This window comes from Phormidium tenue FACHB-1052, from assembly GCF_014696675.1.
GTDB classification, from domain to species: Bacteria; Cyanobacteriota; Cyanobacteriia; order Phormidesmidales; family Phormidesmidaceae; genus Nodosilinea; species Nodosilinea tenuis_A.
The window spans coordinates 189,673-213,532 of sequence record NZ_JACJQN010000010.1; the positions used below are offsets into that span (position 1 = coordinate 189,673).

17 protein-coding genes are annotated in these 23,860 nt (G+C 57.7%); 6 read left to right on the forward strand and 11 right to left on the reverse strand.

What is annotated here, in order from left to right; translation table 11 throughout:
• Positions 1-534: 534 nt before the first annotated feature.
• The 4 genes from H6G07_RS15115 to H6G07_RS15130 all read right to left on the reverse strand — a co-directional run bounded on the left by H6G07_RS15115 (position 535) and on the right by H6G07_RS15130 (position 8,742).
• On the reverse strand, positions 535-1,068 hold the full coding sequence (locus H6G07_RS15115; RefSeq protein ID WP_073608896.1) for an REP-associated tyrosine transposase: 534 nt from the start codon (positions 1,066-1,068) through the stop codon (positions 535-537).
• 176 nt (positions 1,069-1,244) lie between these two features.
• The gene (locus H6G07_RS15120) at positions 1,245-6,806 is read right to left on the reverse strand and encodes a WD40 domain-containing protein (RefSeq protein ID WP_073608895.1); all 5,562 of its coding nucleotides are present in this window, start codon (positions 6,804-6,806) and stop codon (positions 1,245-1,247) included.
• The gene (locus H6G07_RS15125) at positions 6,799-8,172 is read right to left on the reverse strand and encodes a P-loop NTPase fold protein (RefSeq protein ID WP_073608894.1); all 1,374 of its coding nucleotides are present in this window, start codon (positions 8,170-8,172) and stop codon (positions 6,799-6,801) included. The genes H6G07_RS15120 and H6G07_RS15125 overlap by 8 nt, the downstream gene beginning before the upstream one ends.
• 204 nt (positions 8,173-8,376) lie before the next feature.
• The gene (locus H6G07_RS15130; protein WP_073608893.1) at positions 8,377-8,742 is read right to left on the reverse strand and encodes a hypothetical protein; all 366 of its coding nucleotides are present in this window, start codon (positions 8,740-8,742) and stop codon (positions 8,377-8,379) included.
• Positions 8,743-9,092: 350 nt separating this feature from the next.
• On the opposite strand from H6G07_RS15130, the gene H6G07_RS15135 reads away from it, so the two are divergent.
• The gene (locus H6G07_RS15135) at positions 9,093-9,824 is read left to right on the forward strand and encodes a class I SAM-dependent methyltransferase (protein ID WP_073608892.1); all 732 of its coding nucleotides are present in this window, start codon (positions 9,093-9,095) and stop codon (positions 9,822-9,824) included.
• Here H6G07_RS15135 and H6G07_RS15140 read toward each other — a convergent pair.
• Positions 9,798-11,477: an ArnT family glycosyltransferase gene (locus tag H6G07_RS15140; RefSeq protein ID WP_073608891.1), complete on the reverse strand. Its 1,680-nt coding sequence runs from the start codon at positions 11,475-11,477 to the stop codon at positions 9,798-9,800. The two genes, H6G07_RS15135 and H6G07_RS15140, sit on opposite strands and share 27 nt — an antisense overlap.
• A gap of 29 nt (positions 11,478-11,506) precedes the next feature.
• Complete coding sequence (locus tag H6G07_RS15145) at positions 11,507-13,666, reverse strand: S-layer homology domain-containing protein (protein ID WP_073608890.1); 2,160 nt, start codon at positions 13,664-13,666, stop codon at positions 11,507-11,509.
• Positions 13,667-13,755: 89 nt separating this feature from the next.
• On the opposite strand from H6G07_RS15145, the gene H6G07_RS15150 reads away from it, so the two are divergent.
• From H6G07_RS15150 to H6G07_RS26920, 3 genes are all read left to right on the forward strand, one after another.
• Positions 13,756-14,106 (forward strand): hypothetical protein, encoded by a 351-nt coding sequence (locus tag H6G07_RS15150; protein ID WP_073608889.1) that lies wholly within the window; start codon positions 13,756-13,758, stop codon positions 14,104-14,106.
• Positions 14,107-14,185: 79 nt separating this feature from the next.
• Positions 14,186-14,521 (forward strand): YtxH domain-containing protein, encoded by a 336-nt coding sequence (locus tag H6G07_RS15155; protein WP_073608888.1) that lies wholly within the window; start codon positions 14,186-14,188, stop codon positions 14,519-14,521.
• 11 nt (positions 14,522-14,532) lie between these two features.
• On the forward strand, positions 14,533-15,246 hold the full coding sequence (locus tag H6G07_RS26920; protein ID WP_073608887.1) for a DUF948 domain-containing protein: 714 nt from the start codon (positions 14,533-14,535) through the stop codon (positions 15,244-15,246).
• 23 nt (positions 15,247-15,269) lie between these two features.
• On the opposite strand, the gene H6G07_RS15165 is transcribed toward H6G07_RS26920, so the two are convergent.
• A complete protein-coding gene (locus H6G07_RS15165) occupies positions 15,270-16,922 on the reverse strand; it encodes a Ppx/GppA phosphatase family protein (protein WP_073608886.1) in 1,653 nt (550 codons plus the stop codon).
• 269 nt (positions 16,923-17,191) lie between these two features.
• Here H6G07_RS15165 and H6G07_RS15170 point away from each other — a divergent pair, with 269 nt between their 5' ends.
• Positions 17,192-18,598 carry an FAD-dependent oxidoreductase gene (locus H6G07_RS15170; protein ID WP_073608885.1) on the forward strand — a complete coding sequence of 469 codons (1,407 nt, stop codon included), beginning with the start codon at positions 17,192-17,194 and terminating at the stop codon, positions 18,596-18,598.
• 62 nt (positions 18,599-18,660) lie between these two features.
• Here the strand turns inward: H6G07_RS15170 and H6G07_RS15175 are convergent, their stop codons facing one another.
• The 3 genes from H6G07_RS15175 to cupA form a co-directional block, all read right to left on the reverse strand.
• The gene (locus H6G07_RS15175; protein ID WP_084173221.1) at positions 18,661-19,512 is read right to left on the reverse strand and encodes a thermonuclease family protein; all 852 of its coding nucleotides are present in this window, start codon (positions 19,510-19,512) and stop codon (positions 18,661-18,663) included.
• Between the two features lie 109 nt (positions 19,513-19,621).
• Positions 19,622-20,032, reverse strand: coding sequence for a CO2 hydration-associated protein CupS (cupS, locus tag H6G07_RS15180; RefSeq protein ID WP_073608884.1), 411 nt, complete (start codon positions 20,030-20,032; stop codon positions 19,622-19,624).
• A 136-nt stretch (positions 20,033-20,168) separates the two neighbouring features.
• Complete coding sequence (cupA, locus tag H6G07_RS15185; protein ID WP_073608883.1) at positions 20,169-21,464, reverse strand: CO2 hydration protein CupA; 1,296 nt, start codon at positions 21,462-21,464, stop codon at positions 20,169-20,171.
• Positions 21,465-21,622: 158 nt separating this feature from the next.
• Here cupA and H6G07_RS15190 point away from each other — a divergent pair, with 158 nt between their 5' ends.
• The gene (locus tag H6G07_RS15190) at positions 21,623-22,051 is read left to right on the forward strand and encodes an NUDIX hydrolase (protein ID WP_073608882.1); all 429 of its coding nucleotides are present in this window, start codon (positions 21,623-21,625) and stop codon (positions 22,049-22,051) included.
• 161 nt (positions 22,052-22,212) lie between these two features.
• Here the strand turns inward: H6G07_RS15190 and H6G07_RS15195 are convergent, their stop codons facing one another.
• Positions 22,213-23,778: an NADH-quinone oxidoreductase subunit M gene (locus tag H6G07_RS15195; RefSeq protein WP_073608881.1), complete on the reverse strand. Its 1,566-nt coding sequence runs from the start codon at positions 23,776-23,778 to the stop codon at positions 22,213-22,215.
• Between the last annotated feature and the right edge of the window lie 82 nt (positions 23,779-23,860).

The window sequence follows — 23,860 nt, forward strand, 5'->3', positions numbered from 1 at the left end:
CTGTGTTGTTTTGGCCTCAGTTGAGCGGGGTTGTGTAAAGGGAGTGACTTTTTGCCGACAGGGCAGGCGCAAAGGCTGGCGGCAAGGGCGTTTTGATGGGTCAGTGGCAGTACGGAGGGTGTCACCCCTGAGGGCGATCGCTGCTGTTTGAGAGAAAGCTTTGGGTGTAGTGGTGCCGAGTAACGGGAAGCCGATATAGAGTAACAGCAGGTTGTGCAAAGAAACGAGAGGCTGCTGCAAAGGAACAAGGGGCCGGTGCAGAGTAACGGGAGGCCGGTACAGAGTAACGGGAGGCCGGTACAGAGTCACGGCAGATCGGTACAACGAGACAGGGGGCTGTTACAGAGCAATAGAAGGCTGGTGCAAAGGAACCCGAGGCCATTGCCAAGAAACAGCTATAGGTTCCCTCGTCTCCACGCTCCGCGTGGAGACGCCGCCCCTGGCGCTCCTGCGCCCCAGCTTCGGATGACGCTGGAGCGTCTGGGGATACGTCCCGACGCTGGAGCGTCGGGGCGATATGAGTAATCAGCCGCTTTAGTACCAGGGGTCGATGGCAATTAGGCCTGGCTCACCGAGATAGTTACGGGCGCTGGAATAACGCCAGTGCTCGGGGTTATCCACATAACCCCGCTTGACCGGATTGTTGTGAATGTACTCTAGCTTTTGCCGCATTATGGTCTCGCTGAAGACTAGCTCTGCATGCACGCCTGCTTGCCAAAACTGGTGATCGCGATCGCGCTTATAAACCGGTTTAGCCTCGTGCAATCGCCGCAGAATGGGGGTGGCGCGATGACGGGTTAAAAGCTCAATGAGTTTAACCGCTGTGAAGGATTTGAAGCTGGCGATGCATTTGTCTAGCCTCGGCGCTTGAGCGACTAGGTGCAGGTGGTTTTCTAGCACAACATAGCCGTGCAGACTGAAATTGCTGTGCTCTCGCAGGTAGGCCCAACTGTTCAACAGTATCGCTACGGCTTCGGGCCGGGTGAAGACTGGTAGCCACTCGACTACGGTGCAGGTGAGAAAGTGGGGAGCATCGAGTTCGGTGATGACGTAGCGACTGCGACCCATGAGGAGTGCTCTGATTCAGCTTCCTTAGGTTGCCCACCCTCCCACCTCTCGTTCCCACGCTCCGCGTGGAGACGCCACCCCTGGCGCTCAAGCGCCCAGAGCAGATGACGCTGGAGCGTCTGAGGGCACGTCTCGACGCGCTAGCGTCGGGACGATGAGCCTTTGGCAGTATGCCTCTACCGGAGGGATTCAAGCACTTCAGGAGTAAAGGGGTTCTTGCCTTGCTCTAGAGCTTCAATCCATCCCTGACGTTGCTCTTTCTCTTCTTCGTCATTATTCCACTCAATGTAGGCTTGGAAGTCGGCGATAGCCCCCTCAGTATCGCCGGTCAGGGCGCGGGCTAAGCCTCGACTGTCGATGATGCCGCCATCGTTAGGGGACAGGGCGACGGCTTTGTCGCAGGCAAACATGACGGCCTCTGCCTGGTTATAGGTACTGCCATCCCAGCAAAGACTATTCCAGTCATCGGCTGAGATACTATTTTTCAGGTTCAGGGCATCGGCTTGGCGGTAGGCTGCTACGGCTTCTGCCACGTTTCCGTCATTAAGGAGTTGGTCGCCGTTAGCTAAATATCCCTGTACCGCTAGTTCTTTGGCTCGGGTTTCGGGCTCAAAGTCTAGGGTAGAATCTAGCGGCTTAGCTGCGGCTAACTTAGCGGTTGCTTCAGAAATTTTTCCCACCTGGGCAAGTTCATCTGCCTCATCTACTAAAGTCTGAGCCTGAGCGATATTTTGGGCTTTGGTCTTCGGGTCAATGTCAAGACTGCTATCCCAAGCGATCGCTTGCTGAAATAGCTCTCTGGCCTGTTTTAGGTTGCCATTGCGGGCTATTTTTTCACCCTGAGTCACTAGCATGGGTGCTGCCGCCACCCGTAGTGAGGGGTCACGTTCTTGACATGTTGGTAATTCTATGAGTAACTCTGGGGATTGCTTGATGAAGTACGTGCTTAGCCAATCACAACCTTTAGCGGTTAAATCTGCTAACTGAAAGTTCCATAACTTGACTGTCCGATCTCGACTCGCGGTGGCAAGGGTCTCACCATCAGGGCTAAAGGTTACATGAGAGACATCATCGCTGTGCCCCTCCAGGGTCTGGAGCTCCTCACCTGCTTTATTCCAAAGCTTCACGGTATTGTCCTTGCTTGCGGTAGCAACCGTTTGGCCGTCGGGACTAAAGGCTACACTCCAAATCACGTTACTGTGGCCTTTGAGGGTTTGCAACTCCTTACCTTCCAGACTCCACAAGGTCGCATTATTGTCCACACCAGTAGTAGCGATTATCTGGCTGTCGGGACTAAAAATCACACTATAGAGCAAACTGCTATGGTCTTCGAGGGTTTTCAGCTCCTTCCCACTACGATTCCATAACTTCACTTTGTTGTCCCAGCTAATGGTAGCAATCATCTGATTATCGGGACTAAAGGCTATATCTAAGACCCAGTTATCGTGACCGTTGAGAGTTTGCAACTCTTCTCCCTTTACGCTCCACAGCTTCACTGTATTGTCATCACTAGCGGTGGCAATCGTCTGGCCATCAGGACTAAAGTCAATGCTGTTGACGACATCACTGTGGCCCTTGAGGGTTTTTATTTCTTCCCCATTACGGTTCCACAGCTTCACTGTATTGTCCCGACTAGCAGTAGCAATCGTTTGACCGCTTGGGCTAAAGACCACATCAGAGACCGCCCCATCGTGACCGTTGAGGGTTTTTATCTCTTCCCCATTACGGTTCCACAGCTTCACTGTGTTGTCCCGACTAGCAGTAGCAATCGTTTGGCCATCGGGACTAAAAGCCACACTCCAGATCGCATCACTATGGCCCTTAAGGGTTTGCAGCTCTTGGCTCTCTCGGCTCCATAACTTTGCTGTACGATCATTACTAGCGGAAGCAATCGTCTGGCCATCAGGGCTAAAGGCTACACTGTAGACTGAGCCATTATGGCCATTGAAAGATTTCAACTCTTTCCCCTCAAGATTCCATAGCTTCACTGTATTGTCCCCACCAGCAGTAGCAATTGTCTGGCCATCGGAGCTAAAGGCTACACTGTAGACTGAATCACTATGGCCATTGAAAGATTTCAACTCTTTCCCCTCAAGATTCCATAGCTTCACTGTATTGTCCCCACCAGCAGTAGCAATCGTTTGACCGCTTGGGCTAAAGACCACATCAGAGACCGACCCATCGTGGCCCTTGAGGGTTTTTATCTCTTCCCCATTACGGTTCCACAACTTCACTGTACGGTCATCACTAGCGGTAGCAATCGTTTTACCATCGGAACTAAAAACTATGCTGTTGAGACCATCAAGGTGGCCGTTAAGGGTTTGCAACTCCTTTCCCTCTAGGCTCCATAGCTTTGCTGTACGATCATTACTAGCGGTAGCAATCGTCTGGCCGTCAGGACTAAAGGCTACATGCCAGATCGCACCACTATGGCCATTGAGTGTTTGCAGCTCTTCTCCCTTTACGCTCCACAGCTTCACTGTATTGTCATCACTAGCGGTAGCAATCGTCTGGCCGTCGGGACTAAAAGCCACACTCTTAACCCAACTGCTATGGCCATTGAGTGTTTGCAGCTCTTCTCCCTTTATGCTCCACAGCTTCACTGTATTGTCTCCACTAGCGGTAGCAATCGTCTGGCCGTCGGGACTAAAAGCCACACTCCAGATCTCACCACTATGGCCAATCAACCGCTCCCGTTCCTTAACGCCGTATATAACTTCGCGAACCGACGATATCGCACGAAATCGGGTATGAGGCTTCAGACGGGTTGCATTACCACTCTGCAAAGCTTGCCCTGTGAGCATAGCCTGGGTTACGGCGACTTCTTCAAAACCTGCTTCTAAATAGGTTTCCATGGCTAAGCTGTCGGCCAATGTTTGAGCATTAATTTTGTCCGTTAGCCCCTGCTGCTGCTGTACCCAGGCAAAGGCTCCAATTCCCGTTGATACGGCTGCCAAGGACCCTAACCCTATCGCCGCCAAGCGAGTCTGCCTGAGTTTTTGCCGCTCTGCCTCAATCCGCTTACGCTGTTCTTCAATCCGTTGCTGCTCTGCCGCCACCCGCATCTGCCGCTCTTGGGCCAACTGGGCCATCAACGGCTGCTGCGACGATCGCAAAAACGCCGCTAGGTAGTCGTGCACCAGTTGGTAACGGTCGTCGGGGGCATTGGGCACCTGCACCACCAGTCCCGATTGGGTCAGAACTTGCAGCACCAACCCAAAGGCTTCGGCATCCAGCTCGGTGTGGTTGGTAAAGGTATGGAGGTCATTCAGCAGCTCAGTCTGTGTCTTCAATGGGCGGGTGCCTCTTTCATCCGTCAGCAGATACAGCACCAGGCTCGCCAACTGCTGGTGGGTCACCGGCCCACAGTCTCGCACCACATCGTTGAGATACTGCTGCACCAGGGCCGCTTTAATGCTGGTTTGGGTATGAGGCCAGCCCTGGTAGTCCGCCAGAGTCGCAATCCCCTCCGACTGAAGCTGAGACCCCACAATTTGCAGCTCAATCGGGCGCACTTCCCCCGCCTCTGCCGCTAGGTCAGCCACTACCCGCTCCACCAAGTCAGGGGCCGGGGCATAGGGCGTGGGCTGAGTCAGGTCGTCAATCACCCCCCTGGCATCTGCGGGGCTAAAGTTGCCCAGGTAGTAGATCCACTTTTTATCGAGAATGTTGTCGTCAATAATTGCCAGGTTCGTCAGGCGATTGCACTCCAGCAGGTAGTGGGTATAGTCTTCGCGCAGCGACAGCACCACCTTAATAAACGGCATCGCCAAACAGTCGCCCAAAAACCTGTAAAAGCGCAGCCGCTCCGCTGGCTGATCGCAGGCAAAAAAGAACTCCTCAAACTGGTCAAAAATAAGGACAATGAACCGGTTAACCTGAGTCTGCTGGCGCAATAGATCCAACAACAGGGTCTCTAAGTCAGCGGCCTTCTCCCCCACAGATTCGGCTAGAGCAGCTGGCCTTGGCATAGCGCTCAGCACCTCTTCCACCCAGTTGCCATAGCTTCGCAGCCGCACCGGCACCACCTGACGCCCGCCAAACCGCTGCTGCTCTAGAGTCGGCACCAACCCCGCCTCAATCAGCGAGCTTTTGCCCACCCCCGATGGCCCATAGACAACCGTAAGCACAAATTCATCCTGCTCCAGCCGAGTGACCAACCGGCTCACATCCTGCCTACGGCCCGAGGCTATAATCAAGTCGGGGCCATGGTCACCCGTGGGCAGCGCCGGGTTAGTAATCTGTTGCTTGGGCTGTAGCCGCCCCGCCCCCACAAACGCGCGAAAATTAAATCGGCTCTCGATCGCCTCTTTCTCTCGCCGCGTCTCAAACGCTTGTAGATAGTGGCCCTGCTCAAAATAGCCCCGGCGCAAATACTCCAGCGTTTGGCTATAGAGCAGCGGGTCATACTCCTGCTGGGTAATGGTTGGCACCTGCTCTAGGGTTTGCACCGCCGCATCCACCTGCCCCTGCCCCATCTGGGCCTTGCCCAGCGAAAACACATACCAACTGCGATGAAAGCTATTCACCCAGGCGTAGAAATCGCGATCTGCCACCGAGGCTTCAGCATTGCTGTCGGCAAACGGCTGAATTAACGCCAGGGCGGCTTCGGCGTGGCTCTGGGCAGCACCATAGTTCTCATGAGCCAGGTCAACCTCTGCCAAAAACCCCTCGGCACGAGCCTGACGAACCGGGTTGGCCTGGGCCTGGTGCAGCAACCGCGCCCTATTGGCAACGCTCTCCAGAGCTTCCCACGCTTCCAGGCGGTGCAGGGCTCCGGCCCAGTAGTTAATGTAGAGAGCCATTAGCTCTGGCCGCTGGGCCTGGTCAAAGGTTTGTACCGCCTGCTCAAAATAGCGGCACGCCTGCTGGCAGGCCGGTTCAAACTCGCGGTGGTGGCGCACCGAATAGTTAAGCCACCACAGCCCTAGGTAAAACTGCCCGTGGCCCACGTTTTCTTGCCACTGGGCGATCGCGCTAGCGTTAGGGTTTTGGGCAACCAGCGCTTGCCACTGGGCCAGGCTATCTTCGTAGTGCTCGCGAGCCTCTGGGGTGTTGTTGTCGGCAATGCGGCCCTGCACAAAGGCCAGCCCCGCCGACTGCTCTGGGGTGAGGGCCATACCTTGCGTCGCTAGCACCTCAAGGCTGGCCTCTAGCTCACGGCAGCGGGCCGAGCCGGGGGTCAGCCCCAGCTCCTGGTTGCTGAGAAAGCGGTTTTCCCGCGATTCCACCACCTGCCGCCCCACGTCGGCAATCAGCTGATCTAAAAAGGCGAGAAAAAACTCGGGCGGCGTAGCAAAGGTAATTGAGTTGGCCCAGGTATAAAAGTCTGGGGCCGTGCGAATCAGCTGCTTGAGGCCATCATCGGTGAGCCACAGCACCAGCGGAAACGGAAACTGGCGAAACTCTTCGCGAATTTGGTTGGTGGCGGTGAGCAGCTGTTGCAGGTCGTGTACCCCATCCAAGCCATAGACCATCAGTGCCTCGGGGGGTGGGCTACCGATGGCGCTGCGAATGGTGGTGAAGAGAGTTGTGGTGCTCGGGTCGAGGGTGATTTCGGCAAAGGAAACACTGCACTGCTGTCGCAGCTGTTGCACCAACCCCTGCCGCTGTCGAGTCGAGTTGCACACCGCCAAAATCAGCTCAAACTCACCCTGCGAAAAACGCAGCAGACGGCAAAGCTCCTCCAGCGCTTGCTGGTTGTGGCGATCGATCTCAGAGGGCGAAACGTCAGGCATCGGGCGTGAGTTCCTTGGCAGCCAGTAGCGCGGGGTTGAGGTCAAACCAGGTTTGCCCCGCATCCCGATATTCAAACACAAACAAACTGCGCAGCAGGGCCTGATATTCACCCTCGCCCCGCACCGCCTTGGTGCGATGCACCTCCCGCAATAGGCCCCACTCTTCGACCTCGATCGCCTTAGTCAGATCGCTCAGCCGCAGGCTAATCACCTGGCCGAGCAGAGCCTGGGTGAGGGGCGGGTCAGCCTTCTTGAGGCAATCGTTGACTAACACCAGCAAATTCCGCACGTGACCACCGCTGGCCAAACACAGGCGATCGAGAGTTTCAGTAGAGTCAAAGACTTGCCCCAGCTGCTCCAGGCGCTGGTCAGCAGGCACCTCCGGAAAAGCGCGGGCTAAAATCATCTGGCGAAGCGCCTCTAGCCCCGCTTCGCAGGCGCTGCCGTCGCGGTTTTGGGTGCGCACCATGGGCAGCACCTGGGGGCTAGCCCCAAACCGATTGGTCAGGTTCTCTTTTTCATTAGAAAACGACAGCACCAGGGGAATGGTGTAAATCACATGGCAGCGCAACTGCTTGAGCTGGTCGCCCCGATCAACAAATAAGTACTCAGGCTGACGGCGATCCTGCACCCGGGGCTTGTTATCGATGCGATCGAGGTTGTCCACAATCACCACCAGGCCAGCCTTGCCCTGGTCGAGCAGCTGCCGGTTGGCGGTATCGATCAGCTCGCCATTGATGATGTCGAGAATGGTCTTGATGCGCGGCTCTAGATGCTGACGCAGCAGGGCGCGCACGTCTTTGCTGTCTTTGGCCTTGGTGGTAATTTCGCCAATGCCGAGCGAGAGCGAATAGGTTCCATCCGCAGCGCTGAGGCCTAAGTCACCGCCGACCTTGATACCGCCGATTTCAGGCCCTTTAACCTTTAGCCCTGTGACCTCAGAGTTGAGCAGATCGGCGGTGCTCTTAATTAGCTGTTGAAAGCGGCTGGGGGTCAAACGCAGCTTGGCATCCTCTAGACTTTTGCTGACCTGTTTGGCGATCGCTAGCAAAATATCGCTGATGTCCACATCCCCCATGTCTAAATCGTCGGTCGACTCAAAATAGACCACATGGTAGCCCGCCGCCTCTAGATCGCCTTGTAGACGAGAAAGCTCTGTCGACTTGCCGCAGCCAATGTGGCCCGTAAACAACTGGCAGGTGGGCTCTTCTCCCGACAGGGTAATAGTGCGCTTCAGCTCTTGCACCAGATCGCTGCCCCGCACCGCCGAGAAGTCGATATAGTACTGTTTGTCAGCGGGGGAAGAGAGGTTTAGGGTCTTGCTAGGGTTACAGGCCCGAAAAAAACGCCCTGCATCAAATGCCATGGTTTGCCGCTGCCCTGTCGTTACGCTCCAACTGCCCAAACTATGGCGTATTTTCTAAAAATGGGCGATAGAAGTCCTGAAAATTTAACGGATGCGGGGGCATGGGTTCTTTGGAAGCATGAACCACTAAAAAAGGCAGGAGCGATCGCTCCTGCCTTTTTCCTTGATTAAAAGTTTTAGAGCAATCTAGCGATCGCCCTTCCCTTAAAACCCAGCGTCCGAGTCAGTCCAGGTGGCGCAGGGTTCGACGCTACAGCTCGCCATCACCAGCTCGATCAAGAAGTTGCCCTCGTAGGGGGCGACCACTCCAGGCACTGCGTCAACCAGCGTATCGGAAGCTACTAGTTCCCCTGATTCAGCATCGTAGAGAAACATATCGAGATCGCTACAGTCGTCGTCGCAGCTAGCAAACACGGCCTCATCCGCCAGCAGATAACCTTCGTAGGTAATGGTTTCGCCAGTGCTCAGCCAGTCTGAGCGAGACTGAGCCTGGGCCATCGTTGCTGTAGTTGCGATCGCGATCGCCCCTAGGGCCACCGTCGCCGTCATCTTCACCCCAAATTTCGCCATGGTTTACCTCTCAGGGCAATAAAGAATTAAGTCAACACACGGCATCGCAGCCGACTGTTAACTCTGCCTCCAGGTTGCCTTCAGTAGTAGCGAATAGAACGTAAATTTGGACGATCTACACGGAGACTTGACAGAAAAGACCGGGATTTTTTTGGGGTATTCACAGACCTGATACCCCTTTTATCCCTAAAGGCCCAACAGACGCTTAGTCCAAAAAGCAATCGCCCCTAGCGTCAAAATTGCCCCTCTATCTCCGCCTTTGGATCGGTCTGGGGGTCTGGCTACCGCCATCAACTTTCAGGTTGACGGTCTGATATGCTCGTTATGACAAATTGGGAAAAGACGACACTATGCAGAGTCGCAGTGATCGAGAACGACAGCACTTTGACCAGCTCGCAGAGGAGTTGGGCTCCGTATGGTGGGGATCTGTCACCAAGGCCGGTCAGCTGCGTATTGATGAGCGGGCTGATTTAGCCATTCAGCATGGTCGTCTTGCCCCTGGCAAACGGGTTTTAGAGCCAGGGTCAGGCAACGGCGAATTTACGCTACGACTGGCTCAGTCGGGGGCAGACATTACCGCCGTAGAGATTTCTCCACGGCAGGTTGATATTGCCAAAAACAGGTTAGCTAGTTTTCCTAACGTCACTACTATAGTAGGCGATGTAACTCAGCTACCCTTTTCCGATGGGAGTTTTGATGCCGTTGTCGGTAACGCCGTACTGCATCACTTTGACCTCACTACAACGCTGCCAGAGCTATACCGGGTGCTAAAGCCGGGGGGGCATTTTTTCTTTACTGAGCCCAATATGCTCAACCCTCAGATTGCGGTAGAGAAAAACATCAAATTTATTGGTCGTAAGCTGCAAAACTCCCCTGACGAAACCGCCTTCTTTCGCTGGAGAATTACCCGTCGACTTCGAGGCTATGGGTTTCAGAACCCGTGGGCCAAACCCTTTGACTTTTTGCACCCCGGCATTCCCGACGGATGGATTCCGGTAGTACGGGGGTTGAGCAATTTGCTCAGCAATACGCCAATCATTCAAGAGATTGGTGGCTCACTCCAAATCTACGGTAGACGGTAGTTTCTGCACCAATGCCCAGCCTCTGGTAGTACCGAGCTGTTGATAAGTTGCGGCGGGTGCAGCCGTCAGATCTGCAACCAGGTCGGGGGCAACCCAGGCGTACTGCCCAGCCCCCAAATCCTCTAAGGTCAGAAATCTTTTACCCCACTGGGATGAGCAAAAGGAGGTCAGAATCCACACTTGATGATCGGGGCGGCTGACGGGGTCACCGAGCACTACATTGACGGAATGCTGCGCCAGAACGGGGGCGATCGCCGGTTGTCGGCAGAAATCTTTGATGTCGCTGCTGTAGTTGCCAATCAGCCCCGATGTTCCGGCGAGACCGATAGCCAGCCAAGGGCCAATCAGCAAGCTACTGAGCCACACGTGAGGCTGCGATCGTCCTTTGCCCAGCCCACTAATGGCATAAACTAGCCAAAGCCCGCTGAGTACCAGGGCCGGAATACTATAGACAGAGAGTTCCTGCTGGAGAGCCGCATCGAATAGACCCAGCTTTGACCAGGTACCCGTCAGCAATCCCAGACTAAGCACCAGGGCCACCAGAGCGATGAGGCCATAGAACCCGCTCAGCGCTGTAGCGATCGCCGGTCGCCGGTTTGTAGATTGCCAGGTATGCAAAATTCTGTGGAGCGCATAGCCGCTGTAAAGGCCCAGAAAGGGATAGATTTGAAGCGGATAGTAGATGGTTTTAGTGCTAAATAGCTGTAGCAGTAGTAGCAGCCCCGCTGGATATCCCAGCGTTAGCAGGGCCCGGTGGTTGGGTGGCGATTTAATGAGATAAAACAGCCCCAGCAAGACTAAGGGTGTCCAAGGCAAAACGTTGGCCGGAATATTCCACAGGTAATACCAGGGCCCAACGCCATGGTAGTCTTCGGACGCGGCGAGAACCAAAATGCCAAATAGCTGGTTAAAGGGCTCGCTGCCGTGGGCCTGCCAAAGGTGCAAAAACCAGTAGGCTACCAACCCCAGACCGAGAACAAAGCCTAGATACAAGCCAGGGTTGAAAAGGTGTCGGTGACGCCTATGGTTGAGCACCAGGTAGGGCAGCAAGGCCACGGTAGGCAGGGCAACCATAAAGCCCTTAATCAAAAAGCCTAAGCCGAAACCCAAACCGGCTAACGTTCCCCACCAAAGTCTCCGCCGAGGTTGTTGCTCGGCCTGCAACAGCGCCCAGATCACAGTGAGTTCAAGGGCCACCAGGGGCATGTCTTGGGTAGCCATCTGACCATACTGGGTCCAAATCACAATTGTGCTGAGGCACAGCGCCCCCAGCAAAGCGGCACGGCGGTGGAGCAGCGTAGAGCCGATCGCATAGAGCAAAAAGGTGCTCGCCAGGCAGGCAATGCCCGAGGGCAGACGGGCAGTGGTTTCGCTCACCCCAAATAGTTGGTAGGCAGTGGCAATCAGCCAATGGACTCCGGAGGTTTTGTCGTAGACTAGCTGGCCCCACCAGGTCGGGCTGAGCCAGTCTTGCGATCGCACCAGACCTAGGGCCAGAGTGGCATACCAGCCCTCATCGTGGGCCATGAGACTGGTTTCTACATTGCTGGCGGCTAAGAGTAGCCCCTGCCACAGCCCCAGTAGAGGGTAGGGTAGCCATCTGGCATGCTGATCGATGGCAAAAACCTTGGGTAGGCGAGAGAGATAGGACATGGCGGCGAGAGCGTCTCCGTTTACCCAAACTAGGGTCGCACAATAAACGGATTGTCAATCCTCGACGCCCGCAGCTGTAGCACCAGCGCCTGATACACCGCCGCACAGACATCGGCGCGGCTGGCCACCCGGTTGGGATGGAGTTGGGCAATGTCGGGCACGTTGACCACCAAACCGAGTTGCGTGGCCTTAGCGATCGCATTCACCGCATAGTCGGGAATGGTGGCGCGATCGCGGTAGCGCTCCAGCAGTCGCAGGTTGCCGGGCTGGTTGGGCAGCAGGGCCAACCCCGACACCAGCGCCACCCACACCTGGGCTCGCAACAGCGAATTGTCTGGCCCAAAAGTTTGATCGGGGAATCCCGAGAGAAACCCGCCCCGGTAGGCAGTTTGGATGGCGCTGGCTGCCCAGTGGCCCGAGGGCACGTCACGAAACAGCTGGGCCGGTCGGCGGGGAGCCGGGGCAAAGGCACGGCTCATCAACGCAGCGAACTGGGCCCGACTCATGGGCTGGGCGGGGTTGAAGCGACCAGCCTGATCTCCCTGCACCAGGCCAAGGTTTAATAGGCCTTGAATAAAGTCCAGCGCCCAGTGGGTTTGTATATCGGAAAACGATCCTTGAGCCATGGCAGCGGGGGGGTTAGCGACGGTAGTTAACGGTGGAGCCTTGCCCTGGGCCACCAACCCTTGGTAGATCAGCACGGCAACCTCGGCACGGGTCACAGTTTCTAGGGGCCGCAGCAGTTCTGGGTCGGGATGGTTGACCACTAGGCCAGATCGGGTGGCGCTGGCCAGAGCATCGATCGCATAGCTGGGAATCTGGGCGCGATCGCGGTACACCCCCAGCCCACTGGCCGGGGCCGGAGGCAGCTTCAGCCCGGTAGCCACCGCCACTATCGCCTGCACCCGCACCATGCCCTGGGTAGGGCGAAAGGTTTGATCGGGGTAGCCGCCCAAAAAGCCCTTGCGCTGGGCCTGGTCGATGGCGCTGGCGGCCCAGTGGGTCGGCGGCACATCCACAAAGGTGATGGGTCCCCGCACCGGGTCAAGGTTGCTATAGCTGGCAGCCACCAGCGCCGCAAACTGGCTCCGATTGATAGTTTCTTGAGGGCGATAGGTGCCGTTGCCGTAGCCCTTCACCAGACCGCGATCGGCCAGAGCCTCAATGTAGGGCGTGGCCCAGTGGCTGCCCAGGTCAGTAAAGCGGCTGGGCACCGGGGCGGCTGGAGCGAGAGGCTTGTCCGACGGCGTGGGGGGTAGGGGTTGGGGGGGCGCAGGGGAAACGGTGGGGCGATCGAGCAGAACCGGGGGTACGGCGGCTGGATCAGGCCACTGGCTGGCCACCAGATTGACCGTCCCCACTAGCCCTGTGGGGATCACGTCGTTGCCCACCAGCGTCAGCTCCTGACGGGTGTCGTTGCGCAGATCGCTCTGGCGGTTGTAGCGCAGAATGTTGCCCGCTGGGTCGTCAGGCTGGCCCAGGTCGGGGCGACCGGTGTCTTGCACCACCAGGCCAGCGGTTTGGTTTTGCACCAGTCGATTTTGCCGTAGCACTGGGCTAGCAGCTCCGGCAATCTGCATCCCTACCTGGTTGTTTGAGCACTGGCAGCCACGGATCAGCGGCGCAGCGTTTTGGCCGAGATAAATGCCGGTGCCGCAGCGCTCTAGGGTGCAGTCTTGCACCTCGCCCCGAGATTGCTCGACAAAGCTGAGGCCGCGATCGCCGCAGTCAACTATCCCCGTTTTAGCCACCAAGGGGCGGCTCGCCCCTGCCACCTGAAGCCCCACCTTGCACTGGCTGAGGCGGCAGGCTCGTACCAGAGGCGCGCCCGAGTCAATTAGAATGCCGATGCCCTGAGGGTTTTGCACCGTCACCCCCCGCAGCTGGCCCTGGCCTTGAATGATTAACCCCACCGAGGTTGCCCCTGGCCCCGACCCACCGCCTGCGATCGCAATCCCCTGGCCCTGGGTCGATTCCTGACCGGCAACCATCACGCCGTCTGGCACAGTAATGGGGAAGCGTTCGCCCGTAGCAGCACTGTAGGTGCCGGGGGCGAGCCGAATCAGCGTGTTGCCCTGGGCAGCACCGAGGGCAATCGTCAAGGTCTTGTAGGGCAGGTGGGGACGGCCCGAGGGTTCATCGATCCCACGCTTGGGATCCACATCGAGGGTTTTAGCAATGGTATCCAACGGGGAGATCTCCTAACGGCAGCAGGAAATACGGCGGTTGGCCCAGAATGTCGTTATGATTTAGCCAGTTAAAGGATAGGGCGAAAGTTGTGATTGCGGTTGCCGTTAGCCTAAATCTAGTCATTGCGCTGTTTTGCTTCTACGTGGCCTGGCAAGTATGGCAGTTGAGCAAGAGCTTAGGGGCCGTGGCCGACGCGCTGACAGCCTGGGAGCGCAATACCCACAACACCCTCAATCCGATTGTTACTCCTCCCGCTATTTTGCGCGGCCAGGCAGGCACGGTCTACCTCCGGCAGCGCTACAGCCTACTCCAGCTCCAGCTTCAACGCCTGCAACAGCTTATGGCAATGGTGGGTCTACTGCCCCAGGCCAACCGTTGGCTAGGAATGGGCCGCCGGTTCAGCCCCAGGGCCAACGTGGCTTCTGCTAAAAGGCGGTAGGATTGCCTTAGCTCCAGCTAGTCAGGCGATTGGAGCAGAGGTTGGGGTAACGGTTTGGCAAGCACAGGATAAACACACTATGAGTGAGAAACAGTCAGGGGGATTTGTTGGCGGAGTACTGCTAGGGGCCGCGATCGGCGCAGTAGCAGGGCTATTGGTGGCTCCCCGCACCGGGCGCGAAACCCGCCGCATTCTCAAAAAATCTGCCGATGCCCTACCTGAGCTAGTCGAAGACTTGGCCACCAGCGTCAATCTCCAGGCCGATCGCCTGTCGGAAACCGCCCTGGTCAACTGGGATCACACCCTGACTCGGCTGCGGGCGGCGATCGCCGCCGGTCAAGAGGCCAGCCGCCAGGAGTATGAGCAGCTTCGCCAGTCTGCACCCGTGGCCAGCAACGGGTCTACCCAGGAGTAGGAGCACCCATTTTGGCCGACCCGCTGTTTTGGCTAGCTCTATCATTTTTGCTGGTTGTCATCAGTTTGACGGCGGTGCTGATGGTGGCCATACCCGCCATGCGCGAGCTGGGTCGCGCCGCCCGCAGCGCTGAAAAATTCTTTGATACCCTGGGTCGAGAGCTGCCCCCCACCCTAGAGGCCATTCGTCTCACGGGGCTAGAAATTGTGGAACTCACCGACGATGTCACCGAGGGCGTACAGAGTGCTGGCCAGGTAGTGCAGCAGGTTAACCAGAGTATTGCCACCGCCCAGACCGGAGCCAAGCGCCTCAACACCGGCACCAAAACGTTTATGGCCGGAGCCCGCGCTGCCTGGCAAGCCTGGACGAAAGAGCCATCGCCTCAGCCGCCCCGCCGCCCCGCCAAATCAGCTCAGACGACCCAACCCGCTATTCAACCTGGCGATCGCGCCCCCATCCCCAACCCAGATCGCCGATTGATGGAGCTTGAGGGCCGCCTGACTGAGGAGGGCCGCAGGGAACACCAGAGCGATGGCACGGCCTCCCCGGTGGGGAATCGCGGGCTTTCTGAAAACCTGGATGCCCCGCTTCCCCAGCTCGAAGAAACTACTCTTCACGCACTTCCCGAGGCTGGGCTAGAGGCCGCTCCCACCGCCGATCCCGAGCTATTGCCCAGTCGGTCGACCCAGCCAGCCCAACGCCGTCCCAGCGCCGAGCAAGACTAAGGGCTTCTAGCGATTGAAATGCTTCAACTGACCAGATGAGCTGTCAGATTCACCTCAAACACCTGCTCAAAGTAGGTCTTTTTGTAGTCTAGATTCCACAGTTCTGAAGCGCAGTCATCGTTGGGGTTGGCGGCTTTGACCTCTATAGTCAGCAGGTGGGCGTCAGCGTCAAAGTTGCAGTGAATGCTCTCAACGGCCCCAATTCCACGGCGATCGAGGGCCACCGCCAGGCGCAGCAGGGCGCTGAGGTGAGTAATCATCTGCCGGTGGTAGCGGGTGGGCAGACTGCGGTAGTTCTCGTGCTTCTTTTTGGGGGCGCTCTTGCGGTGATAGCGGGCGATGTTGGCGATCACCTCCAGCTCGGTTTCGGTATAGCCCAGTAGCTCACCGTGGCGAATTAGATAATAGGAATGCTTGTGATGCGACGAGTGGCTAACAAAGTGGCCGCAGTTGTGCAGAATGGCCGCAGCCCAGAGCAGTTCTTTTTCTAAATTGCCCCAGGTGTGCAGGCTGCCTCGGGTTTGCTCAAACAAATCCATCGCAAACTCGGCCACCCGCTTTGAGCGGTCAAGATGCACTTTATATTTCTTGGCGGTTTTGAGAATGTTGCGCTGCCGCACCGACTTTTGAAACTGCATCCGGTCTTCGATCAGACCGTGGGTGAGCATCCAGTCAACAACAACCCCCTCTCGCAGGGCACGCTCGCAGATAGTAATGCTGTCAGCATTGAGGAGCCCCATGGTCTCATGCAAAATCACCGCTCCCGCTACGACGATCTCGGCACGGCGCGGCGACATCTCTGGCAGGGCCAGCCGTTCGGCGTAGGTGGCCTGGCGCAGGGTTTCGACCAGCCGCGAGATCTCGTCGTAGCTCATCTGAAACCCGTTGAGGGGGTTGGGCACCAGGCCCAGGCGCTCAGCGGCAATGACCGCCGCTAGACACTCAATGGTGCCCGAGGTACCCATGAGCTGCATCGGCTCTCCGTCTTGGAGATGGTGCTTAAGCTTGGTGGTATTGGGTTCTACCATGCCCCGCACGTAGGCTCGCAGAGAGCTAAACTCGGCATCTGAAATGGGGTCAGTGGAGATAAACTGGGCCGTGAGCCGCACCGCCCCCACCTTGGTGCTGCTGAGAAAGCGGTGGGGTTCGCCGGTGCCCAAAATCAGCTCGGTGGAGCCGCCGCCAATGTCGATGATGGCGTGGGGCTGGCCGTTAAACTCTACGCCCGAGAGCACGCCCAGGTAGATGCGCCGCGCTTCTTCGGTGCCCGAGATCAGGTTGAGGGCCAGGCCAACTTCTGTGTAAACCCGCTCAACAAATTCTTGGCCGTTGCTGGCCTCCCGCACAGCGCTGGTGGCTACCGCTACGATATCTTCGGCCTGGAGGCTGGTGGCGATCGCACAGCAGCGTTTTAGCGCCTTGATCGCCCGCTCCATAGCGGCCTCCGACAGCCCACCCGTGGCTGCGTTGAAGTCGCCCAGGCGCACGGTCTCTTTCTCGCGATCAATGATGCTAAAAGCAGGTAGATCGGGCTGAATTTTGACCACCACCATGTGAATCGAGTTAGTGCCGACGTCGATGGCCGCCAAAACGCGATCGCTGGTAATTTCTGGCGGAGCAAAGTCAGAAAAATCGGTGATCGATGCGATTTCACGGGTCGTGGTGGTGCCTGTCATAGTCGCCCATACTGCGTTTGTTTCAAATCTTACCTGCCCCGCTGCAACCCATCAGGACGGGGAAAAAACTTTACTGAGACTAAATGGAGGAGGCCGGGGAGGTGAGGAAGATGGAGGAGATGGGGAAGATAGGGAGCTAAAGAGATCCACAGAAACCAACAAGTCCTCACCCCTCACCCCCCACTCCCTACCCTCCTCATCTCCCTCACCCTCCTCATCTCCCGGCTAGCACTGGCGCTAAACTCATGGGGACACAAGGTGGATAAACCATGACCGTTGACTACGACGCAGTGATTCTCGGCGGCACGGTGCAGGGGCGTGAGGCCGCTGCCCTGGCGGCGCGGGAGAGCGCGCGGGTAGCCCTGGTTGAGCCTCCGGGCGAGGTAGAACGACAAATTCGCTGGCAGATTGTGCTTACTAGCCTAGCTCAAGCTGGAACCTCTCAGAGCCAGACCTGGGAGTCGCTGAAATCTCAGGTCAGATCGATAGAGGCGATCGCCTACCCCCACCTGAGTCTCGATGGCCTAGCCACCAGCGGTGTGGATGTAGTGCTGGAGCCCGGCCAATTTAGCCCTCGGCCAAATTTGGCAGTGACAACGTTGACGCGGCGACTGCGATCGCGCGGCTACCTGCTTGCCCCCAGTACCGCCGTTACCGTCCCCGATATTCCTGGACTGGCCGAAACCCCTTACCTCACTCTCGACACGCTGTTAGACTTGGCGGCGCTGCCAGAATCGGCGATCGTGCTGGGGCGGAGTGCGGCGGCGATCGCCCTGGCCCAAGCCCTGGCCCAACTCGGTTGCTCCACCACCCTAGTCACCCGAGGCGACACCCTCCTCGCCACCGAAGACCCTGATATGTCTGCTTTTGTAGAAGCGCTGCTAGAGGCGGCAGGAGTAACCCTCAAGCTCAACACTCGCTTAGACGCAATTCATTACAAAGATAGCTTTGAAGTTTTGCTGGCCAATGGTGACTTACTCAAAGCTCAAACCCTGGTGCTAGCTACCGCCTCCCACCCTGCCTTGGGGCCGCTGAACCTCAGCAGCATTGGCGTTCAGCCTCAAATAGTTCACGGCGTCGCCACCGCTCTATCGGTGGACGATCGCCTCGCTACCGCCCATCCCCGAGTATTTGCCTGCGGCCCAGCCCTGGGCGGCTACTGGGCCGAATCAACCGATCGCCAGGAGGTGGCGATCGCCCTGCACAATGCCCTTTACCTTCCCTGGCGCAAGCTGTCTTTTTTGCATCGCCCGGCTCTGCTCCACACCAGGCCGGAATATGCGCGGATTGGGCTCACCGCTGACCAAGCCCGCCGCTGGTACGGCAGCGAAGCGACTGCGGTGCAGGTCGCTTTCGGCCAAATTATTAAACCCCACTACGGTGGCGACATCACAGGCTTTTGCCGGTGGATAGTGCGGGCCGATGGGCAGCTGCTCGGTGCTCAGATCTGCGGCCCCGGAGCCAGCGAACTCACGCATACCGTAGCGCTGGCGATCGACCAGAATATTTCGCTGCCGCAGCTCAATCGGGTACCGACGCTATCCCCCAGCCAGGCGGAAATCATTCCTCTGATGGTGAGCGAGTGGCAGCGGCAGCGCTGGCAGCACGGCACCTGGCGACGCGACTGGGCCGAGAACTGGTTTAACTGGCGGCGATCGCGGCGACGGCGGTGGTAAGGGGAAGAGTGGGGAGTAAGGGGGTGGGGGAGATGGGGGAGATGGGAAAGATGGGGGAGAATTTAACGGAGACTTTCGCAGGCAACACCGTCGCTATCACCATCCAGGCCGTGGGGGTCGCCGGGGGAGGCGTTGAGCACCGCCTGAGCCTGTTCCCAGGTGGCGAAGTCGCCGCAGTCGCAGTCGCTAGAGACGCAGGCTGGCAAACTGCCTGTGGTGGGTGATGGGGTAACGGGTGATGGAGTGGCGATCGGGGGAGGAGCGGTGGGGGTGGGGGATGACCCGCCTCGGCGAAAATCCCAGGGCAGGGTGGGGTTGGGCTGGCTCCAGAAGTTGCGGCGGGCGTTGCGGGCGGCAGACTCCGCCTGGCGGTAGTCATCAGCGGTGGCGGCGCAGCCCGAAATGTACTGTTCGTAGACCACGGCATAGCCCTCGCGCACCAGTTGCAGCCCCACCGATTGGCCACCGCTGTAGATTTCGGCCACAGTTCTGCCGTAGCGATCGCGCTCAATCGCCCGTACCTCGACCGGCTGCCCGGTCGAAACCAACTGCTGTAGCCGCAGCGTCGCCTCTGGGCCAAAGGCCTGGTTACTTTCAGGCGCATCTACACAGGCCAGACGAATCGTGACTGGGCCATCCTGCCCCTGCACGCGTAGGGTATCGCCATCGCCTGTAGAAACTACCGTTGCGGTAGGCAGGGTTTTAGCGGCAGCTTGGTGCGTGTTTTGAGCAGTGACGGCTGGTAAGGAATTTTGCTCACTGGTTGAAGCCTCGGCATTCTCCGTTTCGCTAAACTGGGCACCAATAGCCCCTACCTCAGGCAGGGCCGAGCACCCAGAGAGCACGAGTAACAGTCCCAAACTAGACAACCCCTCAATCAGGGCCGTCACATATCGACTTCGGGTTAGGGGCATCATTGGGGCCGGTTATGCGATCGCTGGTTTCACAAAGAATGTCACCTTGTATACCAAGGATACCTATCCGAGTGATGCAGTTCAGGACAAAAACCTCCCAAGCCCAGCTCTACCCCATCAACATAACGGTGTCGAGCACGTGGATGATGCCGTTGTCGACCTCAATATCGGCGGCGAGCACCGTGGCATTTTTTACCTCAAACGCCTCATCGTTAGAAAGGTCATGAATGGGTATGGGCGCACCTTCAAGGGAATCTACTGTGCCGAGTTTGATCAGCTCATCCTTGGTGTATTTGCCCGCCACCACGTGAAACTTGAGAATGCGGCCCAGCTGGGGCGGATTTTGCACCAGGGTTTGTACCGTGCCGGGGGGCAGCTTGGCAAAAGCGGCATCATTCGGCGCAAAGACCGTAAACGGGCCAGGGCTTTGCAGCGCTTCGACCAACCCAGCGGCCTGAACGGCGGCGACTAGGGTAGAAAAGCCTTCGGTGTTGACAGCGATATCGACGATGGTAGGCATAGGGGTGGATGGGTGAAGGGGGTGGATGGGTGAGGGGTGGGGAGAAAGTTTTGAATGTTGAGTTTTGAGTTTTGAATTCAAGACCTACAGCAAGAACTCAAAACTCAAAACTCAAAACCAAGAACTCAAAACTTTTCTAACGATAGTCCTGCCGCTGAATATCCCGCAGCCGGGCTTCGGGGCGCACAAAGCGATCCATTTGGGCTTCGAAGAACTGGCGGTTGGCCATCAGGTGGCGGGGGTTTTGGTCATCTAGGGGATAGAGCAGTGCGGCGCGGAGAGCTTGGATGACCGCTGAGGTGACGTTATACATCGATCGCTGAAAAGTGATCCCCAGCTGAATCAGCATGTCGTCTTCGCCGCGACAGTGCTGCTGGTAATACTCCAACAAGTAGGGCGGCAAGAAGTGGAGCATGTCCTGCATTAACAGGGTGGGGGGAATACCCGCGCTACCCACGGGGAAGACATCGGCGTAGAGAATGCCGTAGTGGAAGTCGTTTTGATCCTGCGGCACCTGACCAGCTTGGGCGTTGTAGGATTTGGTGCCACGGAAGGGGGCGGTGCGGTAAAACACGGCTTCGACGTAGGGCAAAGCCGCTTCATAGAGCCAGGTGAATCCACAGGATTTGGGGATCAGCTCGAAGCATTCGTCGCCCACGTAGACGTGATGGTAGATGGGGCGACCGGCCACGGCAAAAATGCCGTTGACCAAAAAGTCCATAGCAGCAGGCACGCCTGCGAAGCCGCCTTCGTCGTAGATGTCGCTCATCTCGAAGAAAACCGGGGCCATCACTTCCCAAAACAGGCCGAGGTTGGAGTAGTAGGAGAGTTCGCGGCACTTTTCGTAGAACATCTCGGGGAAGAGTTTGTGCAGCCCTAGCATGGCGGGGTTGCCCTTGAAGTAGGCGCGAATGGCGCGATCGCACGCCCCCTTATACTCCTCGGTATACAAATAGTCGTTGAACCGCCCGCCCATATCCTGGTGCCAGAGCATGGCCCGCATGCAGGCTTCGGCAAACTCCATGTTGACGCGATCGTGCCACAGGTGGAGCAACAGCTTGGGCAGCTTGCGCTTCGTCTCGCCCTTGGCCATAAAGTCCAGCAGTTCCGGATGGGCCGTAGCTTCCCCCCGCCAAATCCGTAGATCGGCGGTATCTCCGGCGTAGTGGTTGGGCAGATCCAGATAGTCCTGGGGCAAGAAATACTTGAAGGCTGGTATTGGGTTCAAAAACACCCGCTCGGCAATGTAGAGCAGGTCGCGCCAGTAAAAATCCATCGGCACGGCGTAGGCCTTATAGATGCCGATGATCTGCATCAGATTTTCTGGCGTGTCAGGCAGCATCGAGCCGCCCGCCTCTAGGCGATGCACTACGTCGGCGTGGGGGTGGGTGGAGGGGGGGATCAGGGTTTGGGGTTGGGTGAGGGTGGGCATAGGGGTGGATGGGTAGAGGGGTGGATGGGTAAAAAAGAGGTAGGGGGTGGATGGGTAAGGGGTGGGGGGTGAGGGGTGAAAGCAACGCCCTACTCCCTACCCCCTACTCCCTACTTCCCCTTGCTGTAGGCTGTAGGCGTTCATGATGGATATTCACGATGGGCAAAAAAGCGCGAATTCGGCCAATTTCGATCTGTTTGCTGCGGCGGGGCGACGAGATTTTGGTGCATGAGAGCTACGACTCGGTAAAGGAGCGGGGCTTTGCGCGGCCTCTGGGGGGCGGTATTGACTTTGGCGAGACGAGCGCAGCGGCGGCGATTCGCGAAATCAAGGAGGAGCTGGGGGCCGATATTGCCGAGGTGGAGCTGCTGGGCGTCGTGGAAAACATCTTTGTCTACGAGGGCGAGCCGGGGCACGAAATTGTGTTTGTCTACGATGGGCGGTTTGTCGATGAGTCGCTCTACGGGCAGGAGAGCCTGGATGTGGTGGAGGGGAAGCGGCAGTTTAAGGCGGTTTGGCGATCGCCCGCCGACCTCCGCCATGGCCCTCACCGCCTGGTTCCCGAACAGCTCTGGGATTTCCTCTAAGTCCCACCAATCGCCCGTAGGGTGCATTAGGCGTAGGTTCCCTGTGCTGTGGTCATCGAGTCTGGCCATGCCGTAATGCACCATCGAAAGAAGTTGGGCCTTAGTGGGTTGCTTCATGGGATGGTGCATTGCTTCGCGAATGCACCCTACAGGGTTGGGGGTCAGGGCAGGGTGGGGAGGGTAGCGATGGGGAGGGCGATCCCCCCATCGGGCTGCACATCAGCGGGGATCTGCTGAATTACCTCATCGGCAACGACTTCGGTGGTAACGAAGGGCAGGTTGGCCACCATCAGGCTGGCGGTCGGTTCGCCCCACTTCACCAGCCAGTTGGGCTGAATGCCGAGGAACAAAATTAGCCCAGCGAGAATATAGGCGGGCAGTTTCTCAGAGAAAGTGACCTTGGGGAAGTAAGCGATCGCATTATCCAGCCGCCCAAAACACGTCCGGTTGAGCAAAATCACGAAGTACACCGCTGTCAGGCCCGTGCCGATTACCCCTAGCAGGGTCTGCACCGGGTAGGCCGCATAGCTGCCCTGGAACACCAGAAACTCAGTCACGAACCCCACCAGACCGGGGATGCCCGCGCTAGCCATACCGCCCAGCACAAGCAGCGCGCTGACCATGGGTAGCCCCCGCACCGGGTTCATCAGCCCGTTGAGCACATCCAGTTCGCGAGTGCCGACTTTGGTTTCAATCACACCCACCAGGTGAAACAGAATGGCCAGAATAATGCCGTGGGAGACCATTTGGCTGAGGGCCCCGGTCAGGGCCAGGTCAGTCATCGCCGCGCCGCCCAGCAGCACGTAGCCCATGTGGCCGATCGAGCTGTAGGCCACCATGCGCTTGATGTCTTTTTGGGCGATCGCCGTCACCGCCCCATAGAGCACGCTCACCGCGGCCCACCCCGCCAGGTAGGGCGAAAACTGCGCCCAGGCATCGGGGAACAGTCCCAGGCCAAAGCGAAACAGACCGTAGGTGCCCAGCTTGGCCAGCACCCCGCCCAGCATCATCGCCACCGGAGTCGAGGCCGACACATAGGTATCAGGCAGCCAGGTGTGAAACGGCACCAGGGGAATTTTGATGCCAAAGGCCACCAGCAGCAGCCCCAGCAGCACTCCCTGCCACACCATCGGCAGGTCATGGCCCATCACCGCGTAGTAGGTAAAGTCCTTCGCACCGCTGAGCCAGACGGTGCCGAGGAAACCAGCCAGCATCAGTGCGCCAGAAAGTGCCGTGTAGAGCAGAAACTTGGTCGCCGCGTAGGCTTTCTTCTCGCCGCCCCAGATGGCGATCAGCAGGTAGAGCGGCACCAGCTCAATTTCGTAGAGCAAGAAGAACAGCATCAGATTCTGAGCCACAAAGGCCCCCGCCACCCCGCTGCTCACCAGCAGCAGCAGGCTGTAAAAGAGCCGGGGCCGCTCAATCTGTGGATCACTGCTCCAAATGGCGATCCAGGTAATCAGGCTGTTCAGCGCCACCATCAGCAGCGAGAGGCCATCCATACTGAGTTCGTAGTTGAGCCCCAGGGCGGGTAGCCAGGGCAAAAATTCGTGGAACTGGAAGCCGCCAAAGGCCAGGTCAAACTGGGTGAATAGATAAAGCGTCCACAGCAAGGCGGCACCGGAGGCAATCAAGGCACCGTTGCGGGCCTGCTGGCTGGGGAGGCCGGGCCAGAGCGAGATGGCGATCGCGCCGATGAGCGGAATTAAGAGGAGGGGAGTGAGCATGGTGGTAAAGAAGAGTTTTAAGTTCTGAGTTTTAAGTTTTGAGTTTTGAATTCAACATTAAGAACTCAGAACTCAAAACTTT